Annotated in this window: 20 protein-coding genes and 2 tRNA genes; 9 read left to right on the forward strand and 13 right to left on the reverse strand. The window is 52.5% G+C overall.

Features of this window, described 5'->3' with window-relative positions:
* Positions 1-136: 136 nt before the first annotated feature.
* Complete coding sequence (cls, locus tag AC2LB6_RS03965) at positions 137-1,597, forward strand: cardiolipin synthase (RefSeq protein ID WP_490092540.1); 1,461 nt, start codon at positions 137-139, stop codon at positions 1,595-1,597.
* A gap of 45 nt (positions 1,598-1,642) precedes the next feature.
* Complete coding sequence (locus AC2LB6_RS03970; RefSeq protein WP_003853921.1) at positions 1,643-1,966, forward strand: HI1450 family dsDNA-mimic protein; 324 nt, start codon at positions 1,643-1,645, stop codon at positions 1,964-1,966.
* A gap of 48 nt (positions 1,967-2,014) precedes the next feature.
* Here the strand turns inward: AC2LB6_RS03970 and oppF are convergent, their stop codons facing one another.
* The 7 genes from oppF to AC2LB6_RS04005 all read right to left on the reverse strand — a co-directional run bounded on the left by oppF (position 2,015) and on the right by AC2LB6_RS04005 (position 10,624).
* The gene (oppF, locus tag AC2LB6_RS03975; protein ID WP_090960519.1) at positions 2,015-3,016 is read right to left on the reverse strand and encodes a murein tripeptide/oligopeptide ABC transporter ATP binding protein OppF; all 1,002 of its coding nucleotides are present in this window, start codon (positions 3,014-3,016) and stop codon (positions 2,015-2,017) included.
* Entirely contained in the window at positions 3,013-4,029 is a 1,017-nt protein-coding gene (locus AC2LB6_RS03980; RefSeq protein WP_490092541.1) for an ABC transporter ATP-binding protein, read from the reverse strand. The genes oppF and AC2LB6_RS03980 overlap by 4 nt, the downstream gene beginning before the upstream one ends.
* An 11-nt stretch (positions 4,030-4,040) precedes the next feature.
* Positions 4,041-4,949 carry an oligopeptide ABC transporter permease OppC gene (gene oppC, locus AC2LB6_RS03985; RefSeq protein WP_090960513.1) on the reverse strand — a complete coding sequence of 303 codons (909 nt, stop codon included), beginning with the start codon at positions 4,947-4,949 and terminating at the stop codon, positions 4,041-4,043.
* 14 nt (positions 4,950-4,963) lie between these two features.
* Positions 4,964-5,884: an oligopeptide ABC transporter permease OppB gene (gene oppB / locus AC2LB6_RS03990; RefSeq protein ID WP_090960510.1), complete on the reverse strand. Its 921-nt coding sequence runs from the start codon at positions 5,882-5,884 to the stop codon at positions 4,964-4,966.
* 91 nt (positions 5,885-5,975) lie between these two features.
* Positions 5,976-7,616 carry an oligopeptide ABC transporter substrate-binding protein OppA gene (oppA, locus tag AC2LB6_RS03995; RefSeq protein ID WP_490092542.1) on the reverse strand — a complete coding sequence of 547 codons (1,641 nt, stop codon included), beginning with the start codon at positions 7,614-7,616 and terminating at the stop codon, positions 5,976-5,978.
* Positions 7,617-7,770: 154 nt separating this feature from the next.
* On the reverse strand, positions 7,771-9,396 hold the full coding sequence (locus AC2LB6_RS04000) for an ABC transporter substrate-binding protein (RefSeq protein ID WP_490092543.1): 1,626 nt from the start codon (positions 9,394-9,396) through the stop codon (positions 7,771-7,773).
* Between the two features lie 580 nt (positions 9,397-9,976).
* Entirely contained in the window at positions 9,977-10,624 is a 648-nt protein-coding gene (locus tag AC2LB6_RS04005) for a YchE family NAAT transporter (protein WP_090960502.1), read from the reverse strand.
* Between the two features lie 459 nt (positions 10,625-11,083).
* On the opposite strand from AC2LB6_RS04005, the gene adhE reads away from it, so the two are divergent.
* Positions 11,084-13,771: a bifunctional acetaldehyde-CoA/alcohol dehydrogenase gene (adhE, locus tag AC2LB6_RS04010; RefSeq protein WP_490092544.1), complete on the forward strand. Its 2,688-nt coding sequence runs from the start codon at positions 11,084-11,086 to the stop codon at positions 13,769-13,771.
* Between the two features lie 68 nt (positions 13,772-13,839).
* On the opposite strand, the gene tdk is transcribed toward adhE, so the two are convergent.
* Positions 13,840-14,460, reverse strand: coding sequence for a thymidine kinase (tdk, locus tag AC2LB6_RS04015; RefSeq protein WP_490092545.1), 621 nt, complete (start codon positions 14,458-14,460; stop codon positions 13,840-13,842).
* Between the two features lie 411 nt (positions 14,461-14,871).
* Between tdk and hns the strand changes: the two genes are divergently transcribed.
* A complete protein-coding gene (gene hns, locus AC2LB6_RS04020) occupies positions 14,872-15,282 on the forward strand; it encodes a histone-like nucleoid-structuring protein H-NS (RefSeq protein ID WP_490092546.1) in 411 nt (136 codons plus the stop codon).
* A gap of 77 nt (positions 15,283-15,359) precedes the next feature.
* On the opposite strand, the gene AC2LB6_RS04025 is transcribed toward hns, so the two are convergent.
* The 5 genes from AC2LB6_RS04025 to rssA form a co-directional block, all read right to left on the reverse strand.
* Positions 15,360-16,367, reverse strand: coding sequence for an NAD-dependent epimerase (locus AC2LB6_RS04025; protein ID WP_490092547.1), 1,008 nt, complete (start codon positions 16,365-16,367; stop codon positions 15,360-15,362).
* Positions 16,368-16,381: 14 nt separating this feature from the next.
* Entirely contained in the window at positions 16,382-17,722 is a 1,341-nt protein-coding gene (locus AC2LB6_RS04030) for a UDP-glucose dehydrogenase family protein (protein ID WP_090960487.1), read from the reverse strand.
* A 22-nt stretch (positions 17,723-17,744) separates the two neighbouring features.
* Positions 17,745-18,653, reverse strand: a complete 909-nt coding sequence (gene galU, locus AC2LB6_RS04035) for a UTP--glucose-1-phosphate uridylyltransferase GalU (RefSeq protein ID WP_490092548.1) — start codon at positions 18,651-18,653, stop codon at positions 17,745-17,747.
* Positions 18,654-18,846: 193 nt separating this feature from the next.
* A complete protein-coding gene (gene rssB, locus AC2LB6_RS04040) occupies positions 18,847-19,863 on the reverse strand; it encodes a two-component system response regulator RssB (RefSeq protein ID WP_490092549.1) in 1,017 nt (338 codons plus the stop codon).
* 99 nt (positions 19,864-19,962) lie between these two features.
* Positions 19,963-20,868, reverse strand: a complete 906-nt coding sequence (gene rssA, locus AC2LB6_RS04045; protein ID WP_033732842.1) for a patatin-like phospholipase RssA — start codon at positions 20,866-20,868, stop codon at positions 19,963-19,965.
* 96 nt (positions 20,869-20,964) lie between these two features.
* Here rssA and AC2LB6_RS04050 point away from each other — a divergent pair, with 96 nt between their 5' ends.
* The 5 genes from AC2LB6_RS04050 to xthA all read left to right on the forward strand — a co-directional run bounded on the left by AC2LB6_RS04050 (position 20,965) and on the right by xthA (position 23,648).
* A complete protein-coding gene (locus AC2LB6_RS04050; RefSeq protein WP_490092550.1) occupies positions 20,965-21,420 on the forward strand; it encodes a YchJ family protein in 456 nt (151 codons plus the stop codon).
* 53 nt (positions 21,421-21,473) lie between these two features.
* Positions 21,474-22,322 (forward strand): formyltetrahydrofolate deformylase, encoded by an 849-nt coding sequence (gene purU, locus AC2LB6_RS04055; RefSeq protein WP_090960478.1) that lies wholly within the window; start codon positions 21,474-21,476, stop codon positions 22,320-22,322.
* Positions 22,323-22,466: 144 nt separating this feature from the next.
* Positions 22,467-22,551 (forward strand) — tRNA-Tyr (locus tag AC2LB6_RS04060).
* Positions 22,552-22,591: 40 nt separating this feature from the next.
* A tRNA-Tyr gene (locus AC2LB6_RS04065) sits at positions 22,592-22,676 on the forward strand.
* A 165-nt stretch (positions 22,677-22,841) separates the two neighbouring features.
* Positions 22,842-23,648, forward strand: a complete 807-nt coding sequence (gene xthA / locus AC2LB6_RS04070; RefSeq protein ID WP_490092551.1) for an exodeoxyribonuclease III — start codon at positions 22,842-22,844, stop codon at positions 23,646-23,648.
* Positions 23,649-23,679 lie beyond the last annotated feature (31 nt).

Genomic DNA, 23,679 nt, shown 5'->3' on the forward strand with positions numbered 1-23,679 from the left:
GAGACCTGCGCGAGGGCATTATAGAGATCTCTGCGATAATGCCAAATCGGATCAGCATGTCCGGGATAAAGGGTTCCGTTAGCCGTCATCTGCACGTAAACTTGCCAGACGAAAGCGCGAACGGGATGTCCACTTTATGACCACTTTTTATACCCTGATCAGCTGGTTGCTGGTATTTGGTTACTGGCTGCTGATTGCCGGGGTTACGCTCCGCGTGCTGATGAAGCGGCGGGCCGTGACATCCGCAATGGCCTGGTTGCTGGTTATCTATATTCTGCCGCTGGTGGGCATTATCGCTTATCTCTCGTTTGGCGAACTGCATCTGGGTAAACGTCGCGCAGAGCGCGCCCGCACTATGTGGCCGTCGACCGCCCGCTGGCTCAATGATCTCAAACAGTGCCGTGAAATTTTTGCCACCGAGCACAGCGACGTCGCTCGTTCGCTGTTTGAGCTTTGCTACCATCGCCAGGGCATCGCCGGGGTCAAAGGGAACCAGCTGCAGCTGCTCACCAGTTCCGACGACGTGATGCAGGCGCTGATTCGTGATATTCAGCTGGCCCGCCACAACATAGAGATGGTGTTCTATATCTGGCATCCCGGCGGTCTGGCAGATGAAGTCGCCGAATCGCTGATGGCGGCCTCACGCCGTGGCGTTCATTGCCGACTGCTGCTCGACTCAGCAGGTAGTGTCGACTTTTTCCGCAGTCCCTGGGTCGGCATGATGCGTAATGCCGGAATCGATGTGGTAGAAGCGTTGCAGGTCAGCCTGCTTCGTGTCTTCCTGCGACGGATGGACCTGCGTCAGCATCGCAAAATCGTCCTGATCGATAACTACATCGCCTATACCGGCAGCATGAACCTGGTCGATCCACGCTTCTTTAAACAGAGCGCAGGTGTGGGCCAGTGGATTGACCTGATGGCGCGTATGGAAGGCCCGGTGGCGACCGCGATGGGGATCGTTTTCAGCTGCGACTGGGAGATTGAGACCGGTAAACGCATTCTGCCGCCGCCGCCCGATCGCAACATCATGCCGTTTGAAGAGGAGAGCGGCCACACGGTGCAGGTTATCGCCTCCGGTCCCGGCTTCCCGGAAGATATGATCCATCAGGCGCTGCTGACCGCAGTCTATTCAGCGCGTGAACAGCTGATCATGACCACGCCCTACTTAGTACCCAGCGATGACCTGCTGCATGCTATCTGTACCGCCGCGCAGCGTGGCGTTAACGTCAGCGTGATCGTGCCGCGTCACAATGACTCGCTGCTGGTCGGCTGGGCCAGCCGCTCCTTTTTCAGTGAGATGCTGGAAGCGGGCGTGAAAATCTATCAGTTTGAAGATGGTCTGCTGCACACCAAGAGCGTGCTGGTCGATGGACAGCTGAGCCTGGTGGGCACCGTCAACCTCGATATGCGCAGTTTATGGCTCAATTTTGAAGTGACGCTGGTGGTGGATGATGCCGGTTTTGGCAGCGATCTCGCCTGCGTACAGGATGACTACATCGCCCGCTCACGCCTGCTGGATGGCAAGCGCTGGGCAAAACGTGCGTGGTGGCAGCGCATCGTTGAACGGCTGTTTTACTTCTTCAGCCCTTTACTGTAAAACGAGCCAGATTGTGTAAATGGCCGCAGACCGACAGGACAGACTATGGATTTAAATAATCGCCTTACCGAAGATGAAACGCTGGAACAAGCCTATGATATCTTTCTCGAACTGGCCGTCGACAATCTTGATCCGGCAGATGTCATTCTCTTCAATCTGCAGTTCGAAGAGCGCGGTGGCGCAGAGCTGTTTGATCCGTCCGAAGACTGGAAAGATCATGTCGATTTCGATCTGAATCCGGACTTCTTCGCCGAGGTGGTGATTGGGCTGGGTGAAGCGGACGGTGAGCCGATTACCGATGTCTTTGCACGCGTGCTGCTGTGCCGTGAAAAAGATCACAAGCTCTGTCATATCCTGTGGCGTGAGTAAGCGTAAAATCAGATAAGAAAACGCCGGGTAATTGCCCGGCGTTTTGCATTATAGCGGGTCGACTTTCAGACAGGAGACCGCATGGTGGAAACTGCCTTCCAGCAGCGGCCGGGTTTTGGCACACTCCGGACCGGCAATCGGACAACGGGTGCGGAACACGCAGCCTGAGGGCGGATTGATCGGCGACGGCAGCTCCCCTTCCAGCAGCTGAATCTGCTTGTTCTTCTCCTTGTCCGGATCGGGAATCGGCACGGCAGACATCAACGCACGTGTGTAAGGATGCTGTGGATTGGTGTAGACCTCTTTATAGGTCCCCAGCTCCACCGCATGACCCAGATACATCACCAGCACCCGGTCAGAGATGTGTTTCACTACCGCCAGATCGTGCGCGATGAAGATCAGTGACAAGCCCATTTCGCGCTGCAGCTGCTGCAGCAGGTTTACCACCTGCGCCTGAATCGAGACGTCCAGCGCGGAAACCGGCTCATCACAGATAATCAGCTTCGGCTCCAGAATCAGCGCGCGGGCAATACCGATACGCTGACACTGACCACCCGAGAATTCATGTGGGTAGCGGTTAATCAGGTTTGGTAGCAGCCCCACTTTCATCATCATATTTTTGACGCGGTCTTTGACTTCCTGACGTGCCATTTTCGGATGATAGGTGCGAAGCGGCTCTGCGATGATGTCGCCGATGGTCATACGCGGGTTCAGCGACGCCAGCGGATCCTGGAATATCATCTGGATATCGCTGCGGGCTTTGCGCCACTCTTCTTCACTCTGACCCAGCAGATCGCGGCCTAACCAGGCGACACGACCTTCTGTCGCTTTCACCAGACCGATAATGGCGCGTGCCAGCGTCGATTTACCGCAGCCAGACTCGCCCACCACGCCCAGGGTTTCCCCTTCATATAGACGCAGGCTGACACCGTCCACCGCTTTCAGGGTTTTTGATGGCTGCCAGAACCACTGCTTGCCATCTTTGATGTCGAAATGCACCTTGAGATCGGCGATTTCCAGTAACACTCTTTTTTCAGCTACGGTGCTCATACTAACTCCTCCACCGGCTTAAAGCAGGCGCGCAGACGGCCATTGCCAAAGGGTTCCAGCGGCGGTGCCTGGGTGCAGATATCCATCGCGTGCGGACAACGCGGCTGGAATGGACAGCCCTGCGGCAGACGCAACAGGTTCGGAGGATTTCCCGGAATGGTGGTCAGGGTTTCACCTTCGATCGCATCCAGACGCGGCACCGCATTAAGCAGGCCAATCGAGTAAGGATGGGCTGGCTGATAGAAGACATCGCGGGCGCTGCCATACTCCATGGTGCGTCCGGCGTACATCACCAGCACTTTGTCGCAGATCCCTGCCACCACGCCGAGATCGTGTGTAATCATGATAATGGCGGTGTTGAACTCGCGCTTCAGGTCGTTGAGCAGCGTCATAATCTGCGCCTGCACGGTGACATCCAGCGCGGTGGTGGGCTCATCGGCAATCAGCAGTTTAGGACGGCACAGCAACGCCATGGCGATCATCACGCGCTGACGCATCCCGCCGGAGAACTCATGCGGGTACATTTTCATGCGCTTGCGCGCTTCCGGCATTTTCACCGCGTCCAGCATTCTCACGGACTCTTCGAACGCCTGCGCGCTGTTCATCCCTTTGTGCAGCTTAAGCACTTCCATCAGCTGTTCGCCCACCCGCATATAGGGGTTGAGCGAGGTCATCGGGTCCTGGAAGATCATAGCAATCTGTTCGGCGCGCAGCTTATTAAGCTTATTTTCGGGCAGATTCAGGATCTCTTTGCCGTTGAACATCGCCGAGCCGCCAATGCGGCCATTTTTTGCCAGCAGCCCCATCAGGGCAAAGGCAGTTTGCGACTTGCCCGAACCGGACTCGCCGACAATGCCCAGCGTCTCACCGGCGCGCAGCGAGAAGTTCAGGTCGTTGACGGCGGTGACATCCCCATCATGCGTGCCAAAGGTCACGCGCAAATCTTTGACCGTAAGTAGCTGTTCGCTTCCCGTGCGGGCCGCCATCGCTGGCTGGAATTCATGAATAGTCATCGGGAAACTCCTTAACGATCTTTCGGGTCGAGGGCATCACGCAGGCCATCGCCGATAAAGTTGAAACAGAACAGCGTGACTACCAGGAAGCCTGCCGGATAGAGCAACAGCCACGGCGACACTTCCATCGAATTGGCCCCGTCGCTGAGCAATGCGCCCCAGCTACTCAGCGGCTCCTGTGTACCCAGACCCAGGAAACTCAGGAAGGATTCAAACAGGATCATGCTCGGCACCAGCAGCGAGGCGTAAACCACTACCACACCCAGAACGTTCGGTACGATGTGACGCACCACGATTTTCCAGGTTGATACCCCACCGACATGCGCCGCTTCGATGAACTCTTTGCGCTTCAGGCTCAGCGTCTGGCCGCGCACAATACGCGCCATATCCAGCCATGAGACCATGCCGATAGCGGCAAAAATCAGCAGGATGTTGCGGCCGAAGAAGGTCACCAACAGGATCACGAAGAACATAAACGGAAAGGAGTTTAGGATTTCCAGAATACGCATCATCACGGAGTCGGTTTTGCCGCCCAGATAGCCGGCAATCGAGCCGTACAGCGTGCCAACGATCACCGCGATCAGCGCAGACGCCACGCCCACCATCAGTGAGATACGGCCACCGATCGCCACACGTACCAGCAGGTCACGTCCCGATGAATCGGTACCGAACCAGTGGCCGGAGGTGGTATCAGGCGGGGAGGACATCATGGCCCAGTCGGTATCGTCGTAGGTGAACTGCGCCAGCATTGGCGCAAAAATCACAAACAAAGTGATCAGCAACAGCACCAGCAGACTGATTGAGGCAGCCCGGTTATGGATAAAACGACGACGCGCGTCCTGCCAGAGACTACGCCCTTCTACTTCCAGCTTCTCACTGAACGCATCAAGAGCTTCGCTGTTTTTCTTACTTAACATCATGGCGAACTCCGCAATCAGTAACGAATTTTTGGATCGATAACGGCATAGAGCACGTCAACAATCGCGTTAAACAGAATGGTCAGTAAACCGACCAGAATGGTCAGGCTCATCACCAGTGAGTAGTCACGGTTCAGCGCGCCGTTCACAAACAGCTGACCGATACCCGGCAGACCATAAATCGACTCGATCACCATCGAACCGGTGATGATGCCAACAAACGCCGGGCCCATGTAGGAGATCACCGGCAGCAGCGCGGGCTTCAGCGCATGACGCAGCACAATGCGGCGCAGCGGTAAGCCTTTGGCGCGCGCGGTGCGGATAAAGTTGGAGTGCATCACTTCAATCATCGATCCACGGGTGATACGCGCGATACTGGCGATATAAGCCAGCGATAGCGCCACCATCGGCAGCAGCATGTAGTTCCACTGCCCGCCGTTCCAGCCGCCGCCCGGCAGCCATTTCAGCGTGATGGCGAACAGCAGGACCAGCAGCGGTGCGACCACGAAACTGGGTATCACCACGCCGGTCATTGCCACCCCCATGACCGCGAAGTCCCACAAACTGTTCTGTTTGAGCGCGGCGATCACGCCCGCCGTGACGCCCAGCACCACCGCCAGCAGGAACGCGGCCAGGCCGAGTTTGGCTGAGACCGGGAACGCGTGCGCGACCAGATAGTTGACCGAATAATCTTTGTATTTAAACGAAGGGCCGAAATCGCCGTGCGCCAGCTGCAGCAGGTAATCGACATACTGCTTACCGATGGGATCGTTGAGGTGATATTTCGCCTCAATGTTGGCCATCACTTCCGGGGCCAGAGTGCGCTCGCCGGTAAACGGGCTGCCGGGTGCCAGGCGCATCATAAAGAAAGAGATGGTGATCAGGACGAACAGCGTCGGAAGCGCTTCAAGCAAGCGACGCAGGATGAATTTTAACATTGCCGTACCTACCAGGCTGTTGCATCACAACATATAAAAAGTAAAAAAGGCGGCGCGAGATGCACCGCCACTGCTGATAGCCTGAATGCTATTAGTGTTTGATGATGTAGAAGTTTTTATCCAGCGTTTTATCCAGTGGATCTTTACCGGTATAACCGCCGATATAAGGTTTCACCAGACGCGTATTCACGTAGTAGTAAACCGGTACGATGGTGCTGTCTTTATCCATAATCTGCTCAGCCTGCTGATAATCCGCAGCGCGGGCTTTAGCATCCGGGGCCTTAATCGCGTCGCGAATCACTTTGTCAAACGCATCGCTCTTATAGTGCGAGGTGTTACTGCTGCTGTTAGACAGCATAGTGTTCAGGAAGGAAGTCGGTTCGTTGTAATCCGCACACCAGGCAGCGCGGGAGACATCGAAGTTACCCTGATGACGGGTATCCAGGAAGGTTTTCCACTCCTGGTTTTCCAGCTTGATGTTCACGCCGATGTTTTTCTTCCAGATCGACGAGGCGGCAATCGCCAGCTTCTTGTGCAGATCGGAGGTGTTGTAGAGCAGGTTAAAGGTCAGCGGTTTGTCGGCGGTATAGCCGGCTTCAGCCAGCAGCTTTTTCGCTTCGGCATTACGTTTGTCCTGTGACCATTTGAACCAGTCTGGCGGCAGAATGTCCATGCCGTCGGTTGATGGCGGCGTGTAGCTGTAGGCCGGCTTCTGGCCCTGTGCCAGCACTTTGTTGACCATGATGTCACGATCCAGACCCAGCTTCAGGGCTGCGCGCACGCGAGGATCGGTGAATGGCGCTTTCTGGTTGTTGATTTCGTAGTAGTAGGTACAGAGATAAGGATCGACGTGCAGCTCTTTACCGTTGTCACGCTGCAGCTTTTTAAACAGCTCAATCGGCAGATTGTTATAGGTCATGTCGCTGCCGTTCTCGGAGAAGTAACGGTTAACGTCACTGACTTCGGAACTGATTGGCAGGAAGGTGACTTTGTTCAGCACGGTGTGTTCGTTGTCCCAGTAGTTCGGGTTACGCACCAGTGTGATACGCTCGTTAATTACGTGCGCGTCCAGTTTAAAGGCGCCGTTGCCGACCCAGTTCTGTGGCTGGGTCCATTGATCGCCAAACTTCTCAATCGCTGGTTTATAAACCGGTGACATCACGGAGTTAATCAGCAGCTTATCAAAATAGGGAACCGGCTCACTCAGGGTGACTTCCAGCGTGTGATCGTCCAGGGCTTTGACGCCCAGATCGGTAATCGGTTTTTTACCGGCGATGATGTCATCGACGTTCAGGATATGACCATACTGCGGATAGCTGGCGTACGGTGAAGCGGTTTTAGGATCGACCAGACGCTCCCAGCTGTAGACGAAGTCCTGTGCGGTCACCGGCTCGCCGTTGGACCATTTGGCATTTTTACGCAGGTGGAAAGTCCACACTTTGAAATCTTTGTTTTCGTAACTTTCTGCTACGGCCGGGATCGGTTTACCGTTGCTGTCATTGACCAGCAGACCTTCGTAAAGATCGCGTGCCACGTTGTCTTCCGGCACGCCTTCGATTTTGTGCGGATCGAGCGACTGCACTTCATCGCCATTGCCGCGAACCAGCTCCTGTTTAGCGGCCAGCTCAACGCCCGCAGGCACGGTTGCTGCGAAAGCCGCATTCCCTGCCAGGGCACTCACTGCGGCGAAAACGCCCGCTGCTATCAGGCTTTTTTTCGTGATGTTGTTCATTATTACACTCCAGTTTTATTATCGTCACCGTGGCGAAGCTCTGCCCCGGCGTCCCCCGTCTCCGGGCTCCCTGGCCTGTTACCAGGGAGATTGACCCCAAAATGGTCTGTACGCTGATGCGTTTCCCGACTGTCTCGCCGAACAGGCGATCAGATCAGTGTTGTTTGATGAAATAGTACTTCAGGTCTGTCATGTCCTGCGGGTCTTTGCCCGTAAAGCCGCCAACCCAGGGCTTTACCAGGCGCACACTTACGCGGTAGTAAACTGGCACAATTGGTGAGTCTTTGTCGAGTTGTGTTTCAGCCTGCTGATACAGGTCGGCGCGCTGCGCCTCACTGCCCGCCGTCAGCGTCTCTGCCATCAGACGATCAAAGGTCGCGCTGCTGTAAAACGCGGTGTTAATGGAGGCGTTACTGATCAGCATGTTCAGGAAGGTAGAGGGTTCATTGTAATCGGCACACCAGGTAGCACGGACCACGTCATACTGAGCCTGATGACGGGTCTCCAGCAGGGTTTTCCACTCCTGATTCTGTAGCGTCACTTTCGCGCCCAGGTTTTTCTGCCACATCGACGCGGCCGCAATCGCCTGCCGTTTGTTCTGATCAGAGGTGTTATAGAGCAGCGTAAAGGTCAGCGGATGAGCGGCATCGAAGCCTGCCTCGGCCAGCAGCTTCTTCGCGGCTTCATTACGCTGCGCCTGCGTCCAGGTGAACCAGGCGGGCGGCGTGAGTTTTATGCTCGCAGTGAAAGGCGGTGTCAGGCTATAAGCCGGAATCTGCCCCTGGGCCATGATCTTATTGGCAATCACCTCGCGATCGAGAGTCATTTTCAGCGCGGCACGCACCCGGGCATCGGTGAACGGCGCCTTTTTGTTGTTAATTTCGTAGTAGAAGGTGCAAAGCAGCGGACTGACCTTCACTTCATCGCCCAGCTCTTTGCGCAGCTTGCCAAACATCTCCGGCGGCACCGCACTGTTGGTGATGTCCGTGCCGCCGCTGCGGTAGCGATTGATATCACTGTTTTCAGAGGCGATCGGCAGGAAGGTCCCCTGCTCAATGACTGTATGTGCATTGTCCCAGTATTGAGGATTGCGCTTCAGAACGATTTTTTCATTCACCACCCAGTCGCCGAGCGTATAAGCGCCGTTGCCGATGTAGTGACCAGGACGGGTCCAGGCGTCGCCCCACTGCTTAATGGCTGGCGCATAAACCGGCTTCATCGCCGTATGCGTTAACATCGCCACCAGGTAAGGAACCGGTTCGCTCAGGGTAATCTGCAGCCGATGAGCATCCAGCGCTTTTACGCCCAGCTGATCGGGTGACGCTTTACCGGCAAGGATGGCATCGATATTGGCAAAATGGGCTGCCTGTGGATAGCTGGAGTAAGGCGATGCGGTTTTCGGGTCCACCAGCCGACGCCAGCTATAGACGAAATCACTGGCAGTCACCGGCTCACCATTGCTCCACTTCGCATCATCACGCAGATTAAAAATCCAGACGGTGGGCTGCGGGTTTTCCCAGCTTTTGGCGACGCCAGGTACGACCTGACCGCTGTTGTCGGTGTTCACCAGACCATCCAGCAGGTTTTGAATAACATTGGATTCCGGCACGCCTTCGGTTTTATGCGGATCCAGCGAGGAGACTTCACTTCCGTTATTAATCACGATCTGCTGTTGCGCGGCCAGTGTCGTTCCCGACGGAACCGTGGCGGCATAGGCCGGCGAAAAAGCCATTAACAGAACACCTGCGAGTGTTGACCGCTTTTGCTGCAAATTCTTCATCCCAATCATCCGAAACGCCAACCTTATTTAAGTATCCCGATAGGCTTAAGCAAAAAGCGTTCTCACTTTGGGCTTTCGGAGAAAAAATTCACGTTGGGCCAAAAATTATCAGAAGCCGTGAGGGGGTGCCAAAGCAAAATAACGAAAATGTTAACTAATTCTCTTTTATCATGAGATGTCATGCAGCGGAAGTGTTAATTTTCGTCCTGAAAATATCATATCAATATGAAAAATAGACGATTTAGCTGGGAACCCCTTTCCGGAGCGGAATGCAGCGAAAAATTATGCCCGTTTTAGCATTTATATTGAGTAATTCAGCTTCAGCGCGATGAAATTCAGTTCAACTGCTTTTACATGGCGGATTATGAGGAAAAGAAGAAAACAGAGAGGAGAATATTGTGTGAAAATAGTGACATCATTTCTCAAAAAAAAGTCTGTGACCAAACTCGCAGTAATGATATTTATAATCGGGCGATGCTGTTAAGCATCACGAATAATTGCATCGTAATGGTGCAATAAATGGCTTTATTGCACCATTCCGGATCACTTATTCACTTCACAGCATGAAATAAGTGAGCGTTTAATTGACGAGGCCGGGAAAAATAGACTTTATGCCGGTCACAACGAATTCAATACCCAGCGCCATCAGCAGCAGACCCATGATACGGGTAATCACGTTGATACCGGTCTGCCCGAGAATACGCACCATTAACGGCGCGGCGCGGAACAGCAGCCAGCAGCAGAAGGCAAAGATGGCAATCGCCAGGGTGAAGCCCAGCAGGTTCAGCCAGCTGTGGTAGCGGGTACTCCAGACGATGGTCGAGCTGATGGCACCCGGACCCGCCATAAGTGGTAACGCCAGCGGCACAACCCCCACGCTTTCACGGATCGCCGTTTCTGACTTCTCCTGCTTGTTCTGCTTATCCTCGCCCAGCTTGCCGCTGATCATCGACATCGCAATGGTGACGACCAGAATCCCGCCCGCAATGCGGAAAGAGTCGATCGAGATGCCAAACACATGGAGAATTGCATCGCCCAGGAAAAGCGACGTCCAGAGAATAATGGCGACCGCCAGGTTGGCAGTGAGGTTGGTTTTATTACGCTCAGCCACGCCCTGATAACGGGTCATGCTGATAAACACCGGAATAATTCCCACCGGATTGACCAGCGCAAACAGCCCGACAAAAAATTTTATATAGCCTGATAAATCTAACAGCGCAGGGTTCACGACTTTACTCCGTACCACAGGGGGGAAAACGCGCCTAATGTATGTGAAAACAGACCCGGACGCCAGATGCTGGCCCAGCTATTTATGCTGATGAATCAATACACCTTTAGCGCTTTACGCCAGAGATCAAAAAACGGCTGGATTTAGCCGCTGCCAGGTGGCAGCCAGTAAGAGCAAACAAATTTGACTCAGCAGCACCATAAAGGGGGGCTGAAAGGTGTCAGCTTTGACTTAAATTGATCTGAATCAAAATCACCCTACCCCAAACCAGGTAATCTTTTCGTAACGGAAGTATTAGCGGCAGCGAAGAAAGCTTCGTCGCCAGCGGCAAAAGACTTGTTCAGTAAACAGTTGAAAATCCGGGCGTTCTTTCCCAGCCAGACGCGTTATTTTAGCGTGACTATACTCAGGGCGCAGGATTGTTTACTAAAAAAGTTTAACTTCCTTCAGGAGAACACCATGGCCGTAACCAATGTCGCTGAACTTAATGCACTGGTAGAACGTGTAAAAAAAGCCCAGCGTGAATATGCCAACTTTTCTCAGGAACAGGTCGACGCCATTTTCCGTGCCGCCGCCCTCGCCGCCGCAGACGCCCGAATCCCGCTAGCCAAGATGGCCGTTGCCGAATCCGGTATGGGCATTGTCGAAGACAAAGTGATCAAAAACCATTTTGCTTCAGAATATATTTACAACGCTTATAAAGATGAAAAGACCTGTGGTGTGTTAGCCACTGACGATACCTTCGGCACCATTACCATTGCCGAGCCAATTGGTCTGATTTGCGGCATCGTCCCGACCACTAACCCGACTTCAACCGCCATCTTCAAAGCCTTAATCAGCCTTAAAACCCGAAACGGTATCATCTTCTCGCCACATCCACGCGCCAAAGACGCGACAAACAAAGCTGCTGACATTGTCCTGCAGGCTGCGATTGCCGCTGGTGCGCCTCGAGACATCATCGGCTGGATCGACGCCCCTTCTGTTGAGCTGTCAAACCAGCTGATGCACCACCCTGACATCAACCTGATTCTCGCCACTGGCGGTCCGGGCATGGTGAAAGCGGCTTACAGCTCCGGTAAACCAGCGATTGGCGTGGGTGCAGGCAACACACCGGTGGTTATTGATGAAACCGCCGATCTGAAACGTGCCGTCGCATCCATTCTGATGTCAAAAACCTTTGATAACGGCGTGATCTGCGCCTCTGAACAATCTGTAATTGTGGTTGATTCAGTCTATGACGCCGTGCGTGAACGTTTCGCCAGCCATGGTGGCTACATGCTGCAGGGTGCTGAACTGAGTGCCGTGCAGAATATCATCCTGAAAAACGGCGGCCTGAATGCGGCAATCGTGGGTCAGCCTGCCTTCAAAATTGCGGAGATGGCCGGACTCAGCGTACCACCGAGCACCAAAATCCTGATTGGCGAAGTGAAACTGGTGGATGAGTCTGAGCCGTTCGCTCACGAGAAACTCTCGCCAACGCTGGCGATGTATCGGGCGAAAGATTTCCAGGATGCGGTTAATAAAGCGGAGAAACTGGTCGCCATGGGCGGTATTGGTCACACCTCTTGTCTTTACACCGACCAGGACAACCAGACTGAGCGCGTGCATTACTTCGGCGACAAAATGAAAACCGCGCGTATTCTGATCAACACGCCTGCATCACAGGGCGGTATTGGTGACCTCTACAACTTTAAACTGGCACCTTCCCTGACGCTGGGTTGTGGTTCCTGGGGCGGCAACTCTATTTCAGAGAACGTCGGTCCAAAACACCTGATCAATACCAAAACTGTCGCCAAGCGAGCTGAGAATATGTTGTGGCATAAACTTCCTAAATCCATCTACTTCCGTCGGGGTTCACTGCCAATTGCACTGGAAGAAGTGGCAACGGACGGCGCGAAACGTGCCTTTATCGTCACTGACCGTTTCCTGTTTAATAACGGCTATGCCGACCAGGTGACCCGCGTGCTGAAATCACACGGCATCGAGACTGAAGTGTTCTTCGAAGTTGAAGCTGACCCGACGCTGAGCATCGTGCGTAAAGGTGCAGAGCAGATGGAAAGCTTCAAGCCTGATGTCATCATCGCGCTGGGCGGCGGTTCCCCAATGGATGCCGCGAAAATCATGTGGGTGATGTACGAACATCCGGAAACGCACTTCGAAGAGCTGGCGTTACGTTTCATGGATATCCGTAAACGTATCTACAAGTTCCCGAAAATGGGCGTCAAAGCGCGCATGATCGCCATCACCACCACCTCCGGTACCGGTTCAGAAGTCACACCGTTTGCCGTAGTAACCGATGATGCGACAGGGCAGAAATATCCACTCGCTGACTATGCATTAACCCCGGACATGGCGATTGTCGATGCCAACCTGGTGATGGATATGCCGCGTTCACTCTGCGCCTTCGGGGGGCTGGATGCTGTCACCCACGCACTGGAAGCTTATGTTTCCGTGCTGGCAAATGAGTACTCTGATGGACAGGCGCTGCAGGCACTGAAACTGCTGAAAGAGAACCTGCCAGCCAGCTATGCCGAAGGGGCTAAAAATCCGGTGGCGCGTGAGCGCGTTCACAATGCCGCCACTATCGCCGGTATTGCGTTTGCCAACGCCTTCCTTGGGGTCTGTCATTCAATGGCGCACAAACTGGGTTCAGAGTTCCATATCCCACACGGTCTGGCCAACGCCCTGTTAATCTCGAACGTTATTCGCTATAACGCGAATGACAACCCAACTAAACAGACCGCTTTCAGCCAGTACGATCGTCCGCAGGCGCGTCGTCGCTACGCCGAGATTGCTGACCACTTAGGTCTGAGCGCACCGGGCGACCGCACCGCGCAGAAAATTGAAAAGCTGCTGGCCTGGCTGGATGAGATCAAAACTGAACTTGGTATCCCGACCTCTATCCGCGAAGCTGGTGTACAGGAAGCGGACTTCCTGGCGAAAGTCGATAAACTGGCCGATGATGCGTTCGATGACCAGTGCACCGGCGCTAACCCACGTTATCCGCTGATTGCTGAGCTGAAACAGATTATGCTCGATACCTTCTACGGTCGTGAATTCACCGAACCGTTCTCAAGCATCGCCCAGGCGGTCGCTGAGCAGCCGGTAAAAGGCATTAAAGCTGACAAGAAAGCCAAAAAAGTCTGATAGTGCCGTTCTGATTCTCAGATAAAAAAACCCGCCTCGGCGGGTTTTTTATTGCCTGAACAACGCGGCTATTTCAGCGGCGTCTGTGCGCCATGAATCGCCTGTAACGAGCCCTGCTCTATCGCCTGCTTATAATGTTTGCGGCAGACTGAGATATAGCTTTCATTACCGCCAATCACCACCTGCTCACCCTCACTGAAGGGTTTTCCCTCGCTATCCAGTCGCAGCACCATGCTCGCCTTACGTCCACAGTGACAGATGGTTTTGAGTTCAACCAGCTTGTCCGCCCATGCCAGCAGATACTGACTGCCCACAAACAGTTCACCGCGAAAATCGGTGCGCAGGCCATAGCAGAGTACCGGAATATCCAGATCGTCCACGACATCTGAGAGCGCTTTAACCTGCTCGCGGGTCAGGAACTGACTCTCATCAACCAGCACGCAGTGAATCGGCTGCGTGGCATGTTCAGCGGCAATGTCGCTGTAGAGTGAGGTCTCTGCGTTGTAGAGCATGGCCGGCGACGAAAGTCCGATGCGGGAACTCACCTGCCCGGCACCAAAGCGATTATCGATTTCAGCGGTGTAGACCAGTGAACGCATGCCGCGTTCCTGATAGTTATAGGAGGATTGCAGTAGTGCGGTCGATTTCCCTGCATTCATTGCCGAGTAATAGAAATAGAGTTGGGCCATAGGAGCGTATCTTCATCGGAACTTAACGGAATGGCGCGCATATTAACACAAAGCGCCAGCGATTCGTTGTGGTTGATGGGGGAATAAAGCGTAACGGCTACTCTTTTATACCTCTACTTGCAGTTTACGGTGCCTGTTATGTGCGCGACTTCAGAGAATAAGTTTTGCTTATTATACCCGCAACAAAATGAATGACATTTTTGTTACTGCTGAAAATACATTAAATTTATTTGATATCGGACTAACCGAAAAAAAATTTTTATTCGGCATAACTGTGAATTTTTTAGCCAGCATTATTTTTAGTCACCAAAGTAATTAGTTGTCGGAACTTTTTATGATTGAAGTTATTTAATGTCGCCACTACTATTAGCGGGCAACACACCTTTTTCCCCTTATTCAGAGACCAGGACAATGAGCGAAGCACTAAAAGTTCTTAATAATATCCGTACGCTGCGCGCCCAGGCCAGAGAGTATTCCGTAGAAACCCTGGAAGAGATGCTGGAAAAACTGGACGTGGTAGTAAAAGAACGCCGCGAAGAAGAGTCGCATTTTCAGGCAGAAAATGAAGAACGCACGCGTAAGCTTAATCAGTACCGTGAAATGCTGCTGGCCGATGGAATCGACCCGAATGAACTGATTAACACGCTGAACGTCACCCCCCGAGCTGCGGCAAAAGGTAAACGCTCAGTGCGCCCGGCTAAATATGGTTATACCGATGAAAAAGGCGAGTCCAGAACCTGGACCGGCCAGGGTCGCACCCCGGCTTTGATTAAAAAAGCGCTGGAAGAACAGGGTAAAAAGCTGGACGATTTTTTACTGTAATAGTACGTAACTTTGCTGCTATAGCGGCAGTGTGATGCGCAACAAAAAAGGAAGCCGAAGCTTCCTTTTTCTTTTAATCAGACGCAATAAAAATCGCGGTACCAGTCAACGAAGTTTTTAACGCCCTCTTCAACTCCGGTCTGCGGTTTAAAACCAATGGCCTTAAATAAAGCCTCGGTATCCGCACTGGTTTCCAGTACATCACCGGGTTGCATTGGCATCAGGTTTTTCTTCGCAGTAATCTTCAGTGCTTTCTCAATCGCTTCGATATAGTTCATCAAGGTTACAGGCTGACTGTTACCAATATTGTAAACACGATAAGGTGCTGAACTGGTTGCGGGTGAACCGGTTTCAACCGTCCAGTTATCATCCTGCTGCGGAATAACATCCTGCAGACGAACAATCGCTTCGGCAATATCATCGATATAGGTAAAGTCGCGTTTCATCTGGCCCTGGTTATACACATCAATCGCTTCACCGGCAATCATCGCGCGGGTGAATTTGAATAATGCCATATCAGGACGGCCCCACGGACCATAGACGGTAAAGAAGCGCAATCCGGTTGTCGGCAGCTGATAGAGATGCGAGTAAGTATGGGACATTAACTCGTTAGCTTTTTTAGTCGCCGCATATAAAGAAACCGGATGATCAACGCTGTCTTCGGTTGAGAACGGCATCTTACGATTCAGACCATAAACGGAACTGGATGACGCGTAGAGCAGATGTTCAATTTTATGATGACGGCAGCCTTCAAGGATATTGAGGTGACCGATCAGATTGGAGTCTGCGTAGGCATGAGGATTTTCAATGGAGTACCGGACGCCAGCCTGAGCGCCAAGGTGGATAACGCGCTGGAATGTGTTCTGGTCGAACAGTGACGCCATTGCGCCACGGTCCGCCAGATCCATCTCAATAAAAGTAAAACCTGGATCGGCTTTAATTAAATTGAGACGGGCATGCTTGAGATTTACGTCGTAATAATCATTCAGGTTGTCGATACCGACAACCTGGTGACCGGCGGCCAGCAGACGCTGACTGACATGAAAACCAATAAAGCCTGCGGCGCCGGTGACCAGAAAGTTCATAAATCCCTCGTTAATTATGCAGTTTGAATAGACGCTCCGCGGCCGATTGCATAATAAACGAAACCGCGTTTGCTGATACGCTCTGGATCATACAGGTTACGACCATCAAAAATCACGGCTTCTTTCAGCGCATTTTTGATGATGTCGAAGTCAGGTGCACGGAAGTTTTGCCACTCCGTACAGATGACCAGGCCGTCAGCACCCTGCAGTGCCGCTTCTTTGGTACCCATCAGCTTGAGATCGCTGCGGTGACCATAGATGCGCTGCGCTTCATCCATTGCTTCAGGGTCAAACGCCTGAACAGAGGCGCCTGCTTCCCACAGCGTTTCCATCAGCACACGGCTGGAGGCTTCACGCATGTCGTCTGTATTCGGCTTGAATGACAGGCCCCAGAGTGCAAACGTTTTACCTTTCAGATCGTCACCAAAATGACGCTTGATGAAGGTAGGCAGCTTGTTTTTCTGGTTGTCATTCACATCTTCCACGGCCTGTAACAGACGTGGCTGATACCCAATGGACTCAGCGGTACGGATTAACGCCTGCACGTCTTTCGGGAAGCAGGAGCCGCCGTAGCCACAGCCAGGATAGATAAAGTGATAGCCAATGCGGGGATCAGAACCGATACCCTGACGTACTTTCTCAATATCCGCGCCCAGACGTTCAGCCAGGTTAGACATTTCATTCATAAAGCTGATTTTGGTTGCCAGCATGCAGTTTGCTGCATACTTGGTCAGCTCTGCGCTGCGGATATCCATCATGATCATGCGATCGTGGTTACGGTTAAACGGCTCATAGAGTTCGCGTAACAGCTCTACCACGTCGTCGTTGTCAGTACCGACAACGATACGCTCTGGACGCATACAGTCATTAACTGCAGCACCCTCTTTCAGGAATTCAGGGTTTGAAACCACATCGAAAGTGATGTTGGCGTCACGCGCTTTCAGCGCTTCCGTCATTACTGCACGAACTTTGTCTGCTGTGCCAACCGGAACGGTTGATTTGTCGATAACCACTTTGTGATCGTTCATATGCTGCGCAATGGTGCGCGCTACGGCGGTCACATATTTCAGATCGGCAGAGCCGTCTTCATCAGGTGGAGTACCAACTGCAATAAACTGCATAACACCATGGTTTACGCCCAGTTCAGCATCAGTGCTGAACTTCAGACGACCTGCTTCGTAATTGGACATTACCAGCGGCGTTAAACCTGGTTCGAAAATAGGAATGATGCCTTTTTTCAGATTTTCGACTTTATTAGCGTCGACATCAATGCAGAGAACGTCATGTCCGACTTCGGCTAACACCGCAGCCTGAACCAGACCGACATAGCCGATACCAAATACAGTGACTTTCATCGAGTTATCCTGTGTTTATGAATTACTTCTTGTTGCCAACTGCGCCATTGAGCCATTCAGAGAAATCTTTGCCCAATACCGGATGACGAACACCGTACTCAACGAAAGCCTGCATGTAGCCCAGCTTGTTACCACAGTCATGGCTCACGCCTTTCAGGTGATAAGCTTCAACAGTCTCTTTTTCCATCAGCATAGCGATGGAGTCAGTCAGCTGAACTTCGCCGCCTGCACCTGGAGGCGTTTTTGCCAGCAGTGGCCAGATGTCTGAAGAGAGAACATAACGACCCACTACAGCCAGGTTTGAAGGGGCTTCTGTTGCTTTAGGCTTCTCAACCACACCAACCATTGGTGCACTGTCGCCTGGGTTCAGTTCTGCGCCCTGGCAATCGACAACACCGTAAGCAGTCACATCGGCAACCGGCTCAACCATGATCTGGCTACGGCCAGACTCTTCATAACGGCTCAGCATTTCTGCCAGGTTATCTTTGGTTGGGTTAGATTCGTATTCGTCGATGATGACGTCCGGCAGGATGACCGCAAATGGCTCATCACCGATCAGTGGGTGTGCACACATAACAGCGTGACCCAGACCTTTAGCGATGCCCTGACGGACCTGCATGATGGTAACGTGTGGCGGGCAGATAGACTGGATTTCGTCCAGCAGCTGACGCTTAACGCGTTTTTCCAGCATAGATTCCAGTTCGAAGCTGGTATCAAAGTGGTTTTCGATGGCATTTTTTGATGAATGCGTTACCAGCACAATTTCGTTGATGCCAGCAGCGATACACTCGTTAACGACATACTGGATTAACGGCTTATCAACCAGCGGTAACATCTCTTTTGGAATCGCTTTGGTAGCCGGGAGCATACGCGTACCCAAACCCGCTACCGGGATTACCGCTTTTTTTACTTTGGTATTATTGGCAGACATTAAGATACCTCTCTTATAGGCCGTTCAAGTTAATACTTGATATGTCGGTTTAAAATCGGAAATGAGTATATCAGTTAGTATCGAACGGATTTATCCTGGAAGGGACCAAACCGTCGAAATTAAGACTATTACCCAACTGTAAAGCTAAACTCTGGCCCTGTCTTCAGCGCCAGAATTCTTGTGTTATTGCGGCTTATTCTTCCGTCGACAACATCAGCCGAATGCGCCCGCCCGCGCCCCAGACGTGGCATTGCCAGTTATCTGCGCGCTGACTAATCTGGTTAAGATGGGTGCTGCCCATAGTGCCAAGGGGGACGCCATTACTGAGTTGAATCTGATGGGCATTAACATGAAGGGTGGCGTTTAATCCGGCCGAAACCAGGATTAAGTTTTTTAAACCGCGGTGATAATAACCCACCAGCAACGGGAACTGGCCGCTCAGGTTCGCCTGACGCAGCAGCAGATTGACCTGTCTGAGCAGTCCATTAAGCTCCGGCAAGCGCTGTTTTTGCCCGGTCAGTTGCTCCTGCAGCAGGCCATTGAACAGCGCACGCAGCAACAGAGCCGCCAGCACGCCGTTGTCACCGGCACGCGTCACATCCAGACAGTAAAACGCCAGATCTTTATCAGAGAGCGCCGCGATATCCAGCACCAGGCCAGGCTGCTCCGCCATCGTCAGCTGACGGTAATTAAGCCGGCAGTTAGCAATCGTCTGTTGCACCGGAGGCTGAAGTTGCTTAAGCAGCTTGGCGGCTGCTTTTGGATCGCGAACCAGCGCATCCCAGTCCTGAAACAGCTGTTCATCCTCTTCCACTTTTGAGGTGAACATAGAGGGATAGAGACACTCATAGACCGCTTCACGGAAGCGTTCAAAGTTCTTCAGTGGCTTGAGTAGCACATCCTGTACCCCGAGACGCAGCACGTGGGCGATATCAGACATGTTTTCGGTGGCCGAGATAATTAAAATCGGCACGACGTTGCCACGGGTACGAATGTGTTCAACGAACTGGATACCACTCATGCGGGGCATTTCCAGATCGCAGATAATCAGGTCGACAGTATGCTGTTGTAGTTGTGCAATTGCTTCCAGACCATCTTCCGCTTGTAACGTCACAGCACCCATCGATAACAAAAATTGGTCCAGCAACGAACGGAAAACAGCCTCATCTTCGACAATGAGTATCTTTTTGCCGAGTAGTGGTTTTTCCATTCTTTCCCCCTGCGTACCAGATATTTCAATAGTGGTTCATAAAACGCAGTTGCGCCTTTCAGAATTGCCCGAAGTCACCGCTTTGAATGAACAACTTCATTATCTGCCACGGACCAGTGGTAATAGTTCATCCATTTTCTTCTCTACGGCGGCCCTGCCTGCCTCGATGGCCTCTTCAGCACGATGAAAGTCCAGCGTCGAAATCTGCGGACAGACCGGCTGGATCAATACATCAGGCGGATCGCCTGCCATGCGGTTTCGCTTCAGGCGATTCTCCAGCACCTGAATAGAGGTGGACATAATCTCCATCGCGCCAGGCGACTGAGATGCACGGCGCTGGGTGAAATTCACCAGGCGCTGTCGCAGCTTCCCACCCCAACTCAATGCCGCTGCTGCGGCTTCTTCTTCACTGTTCTGAGGTGTAACGGAAAAGAGATCCTGCTGCATCAAATGCGCGTCATGCTGTAAATCAACGGCGATCACAATGTCTGCACCCAGGGCGCGGGTCAGCGAGATCGGCACAGGATTGACCACAGCACCATCCACCAGCCAATACCCATTGTAGCCCACCGGCGGTAATAAACCTGGCATACTGCACGATGCGCGTACGGCCTGATGCAAATCGCCCTCGGTCAGCCAGAGTTCACGGCCGGTGCTGAGGTTGGTTGCAACCACACCAAAGGGTTTATTACAGTGCTCAATCGCATCATTAGGGATCAGCTGACGGACATGGCTGAACACCCGCTCGCCGCGTAACAGTCCGCCACGCTGCCAGGAGACATCCATCAGGCGAATAACATCCCAGTAGCGAAATGCACTGACCCATTTCTGCATCAGCGGCAGGCGATTATTGACATAGGCAGACCCGACTAATGCCCCGACAGAGCAGCCTGCAACGACGTCGATTTCAATACCTGCACGTTCCAGCGCGTTGATCACGCCGATGTGCGCCCATCCTTTGGCCGCTCCAGACCCCAGAGCCAATCCAATTTTTACCTTTCTCATTTGTATCTGGTCCTGCCGTCTATACGTAGCGTCACAACGCGGGGTCAGCTAACATAGCGCGCCTGTGAAATCGACTCATCAATCCCTGGAGATAATGTGTCAGAAACCTGCCCATGTTGTAGCGGAGAGCAGTATAGCGTATGTTGCGAGCCCTTTCTGCACGGCAACCAGATTCCTGTTACTGCTGAACAACTTATGCGATCCCGCTATTGCGCTTATGTTCAGCAGAATGCGGAATATCTGGTTGCGACCTGGCAGCCTGAGAAACGTCATCCGGAGCTGTCAGGGCTTTTATCTGAAAGTTTTCCGGGTACCGTCTGGCTTAGCCTGAATGTAACCCGTTGTAATCATGGAAGCCATGAGAACGAAGCTTTCGTCACCTTTTTTGCGCGATACCGCGAGAAAACCAACATTCACACCATTCATGAATGTTCACGCTTTCTTCGCGAGGATCAACGCTGGTACTATGTTGACGGTACGAAACCGCCCGTGGGACGTAACGATCCCTGCCCGTGCGGCAGTGGCAAAAAATACAAAAAATGTTGTGGTTAAGCTGCGGCTGCCCCAGCGGTTTACCCCTAATGCTTTGACAGGACTCGATTGAGATGCAAGCGCAAACCATGCAAAGAAAAGTTTTACGAACCATTTGTCCCGATGCAAAAGGTCTGATCGCCAAAATCACCAATATTTGTTACAAGCACGAACTCAATATCGTGCAGAACAATGAGTTTGTTGATCATCGCACCGGGCGTTTTTTCATGCGCACAGAGCTTGAAGGAATTTTCAACGATAATACTCTGCTCGCCGATCTCGACAGCGCTCTGCCAAAGGGTTCAGTGCGTGAACTGCACAGCGCCGGTCGTCGTCGCGTGGTGATTCTGGTGACCAAAGAGGCGCACTGCCTGGGTGATCTGTTAATGAAGAGCGCGTTTGGCGGCTTGGATATGGAAATCGCGGCGGTAATAGGTAACCACGACACGCTGCGCTCGCTGGTTGAACGTTTCGACATTCCGTTTGTGCTGGTGAGTCACGAAGGGTTGACGCGGGAAGAGCACGATAATCGCATGGTAGAAGAGATTGACCGCTATCAGCCTGATTACGTGGTGCTGGCAAAATATATGCGCGTTCTGACGCCTGCTTTCGTGCAGCGTTATCCGAACCAGATAATCAATATTCACCACTCATTCCTGCCGGCCTTTATCGGTGCCCGCCCTTACCATCAGGCTTATGAGCGTGGCGTGAAGATTATCGGTGCTACTGCGCACTACGTGAATGATAATCTCGATGAAGGTCCAATCATCATGCAGGATGTGATTAACGTCGATCACAGCTACACCGCTGATGAGATGATGCGCGCCGGTCGCGACGTAGAAAAAAATGTCCTGAGCAACGCACTCTACAAAGTGCTGGGGCAGCGCGTATTCGTTTACGGCAACCGTACGATTATTCTTTAAGCAGCCAGCGTGCTGAATTGTCTGCAGATTCAGCGCTACGCGTAAAAAGTGGGCAAACAGATGTGGTTTTGCCAGTGGGCGCTTTACACCCTTATCGCATTTGGTATGATGCGCCCCGCTTTAAGAGAGAAAGATTCAGGCCATGGTGGGATTCCCGAGCGGCCAAAGGGAGCAGACTGTAAATCTGCCGTCACAGACTTCGAAGGTTCGAATCCTTCTCCCACCACCATCTGAATCTGAATCATCTTAAGCCTCTTCAATATATCCCTGGTGGGATTCCCGAGCGGCCAAAGGGAGCAGACTGTAAATCTGCCGTCACAGACTTCGAAGGTTCGAATCCTTCTCCCACCACCATCTTGCATGTCGTACAAAAATCCCAAAACAATAAATACCCAGGCTTCCTGCACAGCCAGCTAATCCCTTACCCAATTCGCACAATCTTCCCCTGTTCCACCATGACTTTACGCATAAAAATCGCTACCATCTGCGGCTATCACTTGCTGAAAAATGGTCGATCTCATGAAATTTGTTTCATTTAACATCAATGGGTTGCGTGCACGCCCGCATCAGCTTCAGGCGCTTGTCGAACAGCATCAGCCCGATGTTATCGGTCTGCAGGAAACCAAGGTCCATGACGACATGTTTCCACTGGAAGAGGTATCAAAGCTCGGGTACAACGTCTTCTATCATGGACAGAAAGGCCATTATGGCGTGGCGTTGCTAACCAAAGCTCAGCCAGTGTTAGTGAGACGGGGCTTTCCAGGTGATGACGAAGAGTCGCAGCGTCGCCTGATCATTGCGGAAATCCCCAGTCCGATCGGCGACATCACAGTGATCAATGGCTATTTTCCGCAGGGGGAAAGTCGCGACCATCCCACCAAGTTTCCGGCTAAAGAGAAGTTCTACCGCGATCTTCAGCGTCTGCTAACCGAAGATCTGCCTGCTGACAAACCGGTTCTGATTATGGGTGACATGAATATCAGTAGCACCGATTTGGATATCGGCATTGGCGAGGATAGCCGTAAGCGCTGGCTGCGCACCGGCAAATGCTCCTTCCTGCCGGAAGAGCGCGAGTGGATGGATCGCCTGCTGAGCTGGGGATTAGTTGATACCTGGCGTGAGCACAATCCGGACGTGGCGGATCGATTCTCGTGGTTCGATTACCGTTCGAAAGGGTTTGATGATAATCGTGGGTTACGTATCGATCTTGTGCTGGCAAGTAAAAACCTGGCGTCGCACTGCATCGAGACCGGCATTGATTATGACATCAGGAGCATGGAAAAGCCTTCAGACCATGCGCCCATCTGGTCAACCTTCCGCTTTTAAATGACTGTCGCGTGGCAGAGCGCCACGCGAC

Source organism: Pantoea sp. RCC30.1, from assembly GCF_058148845.1.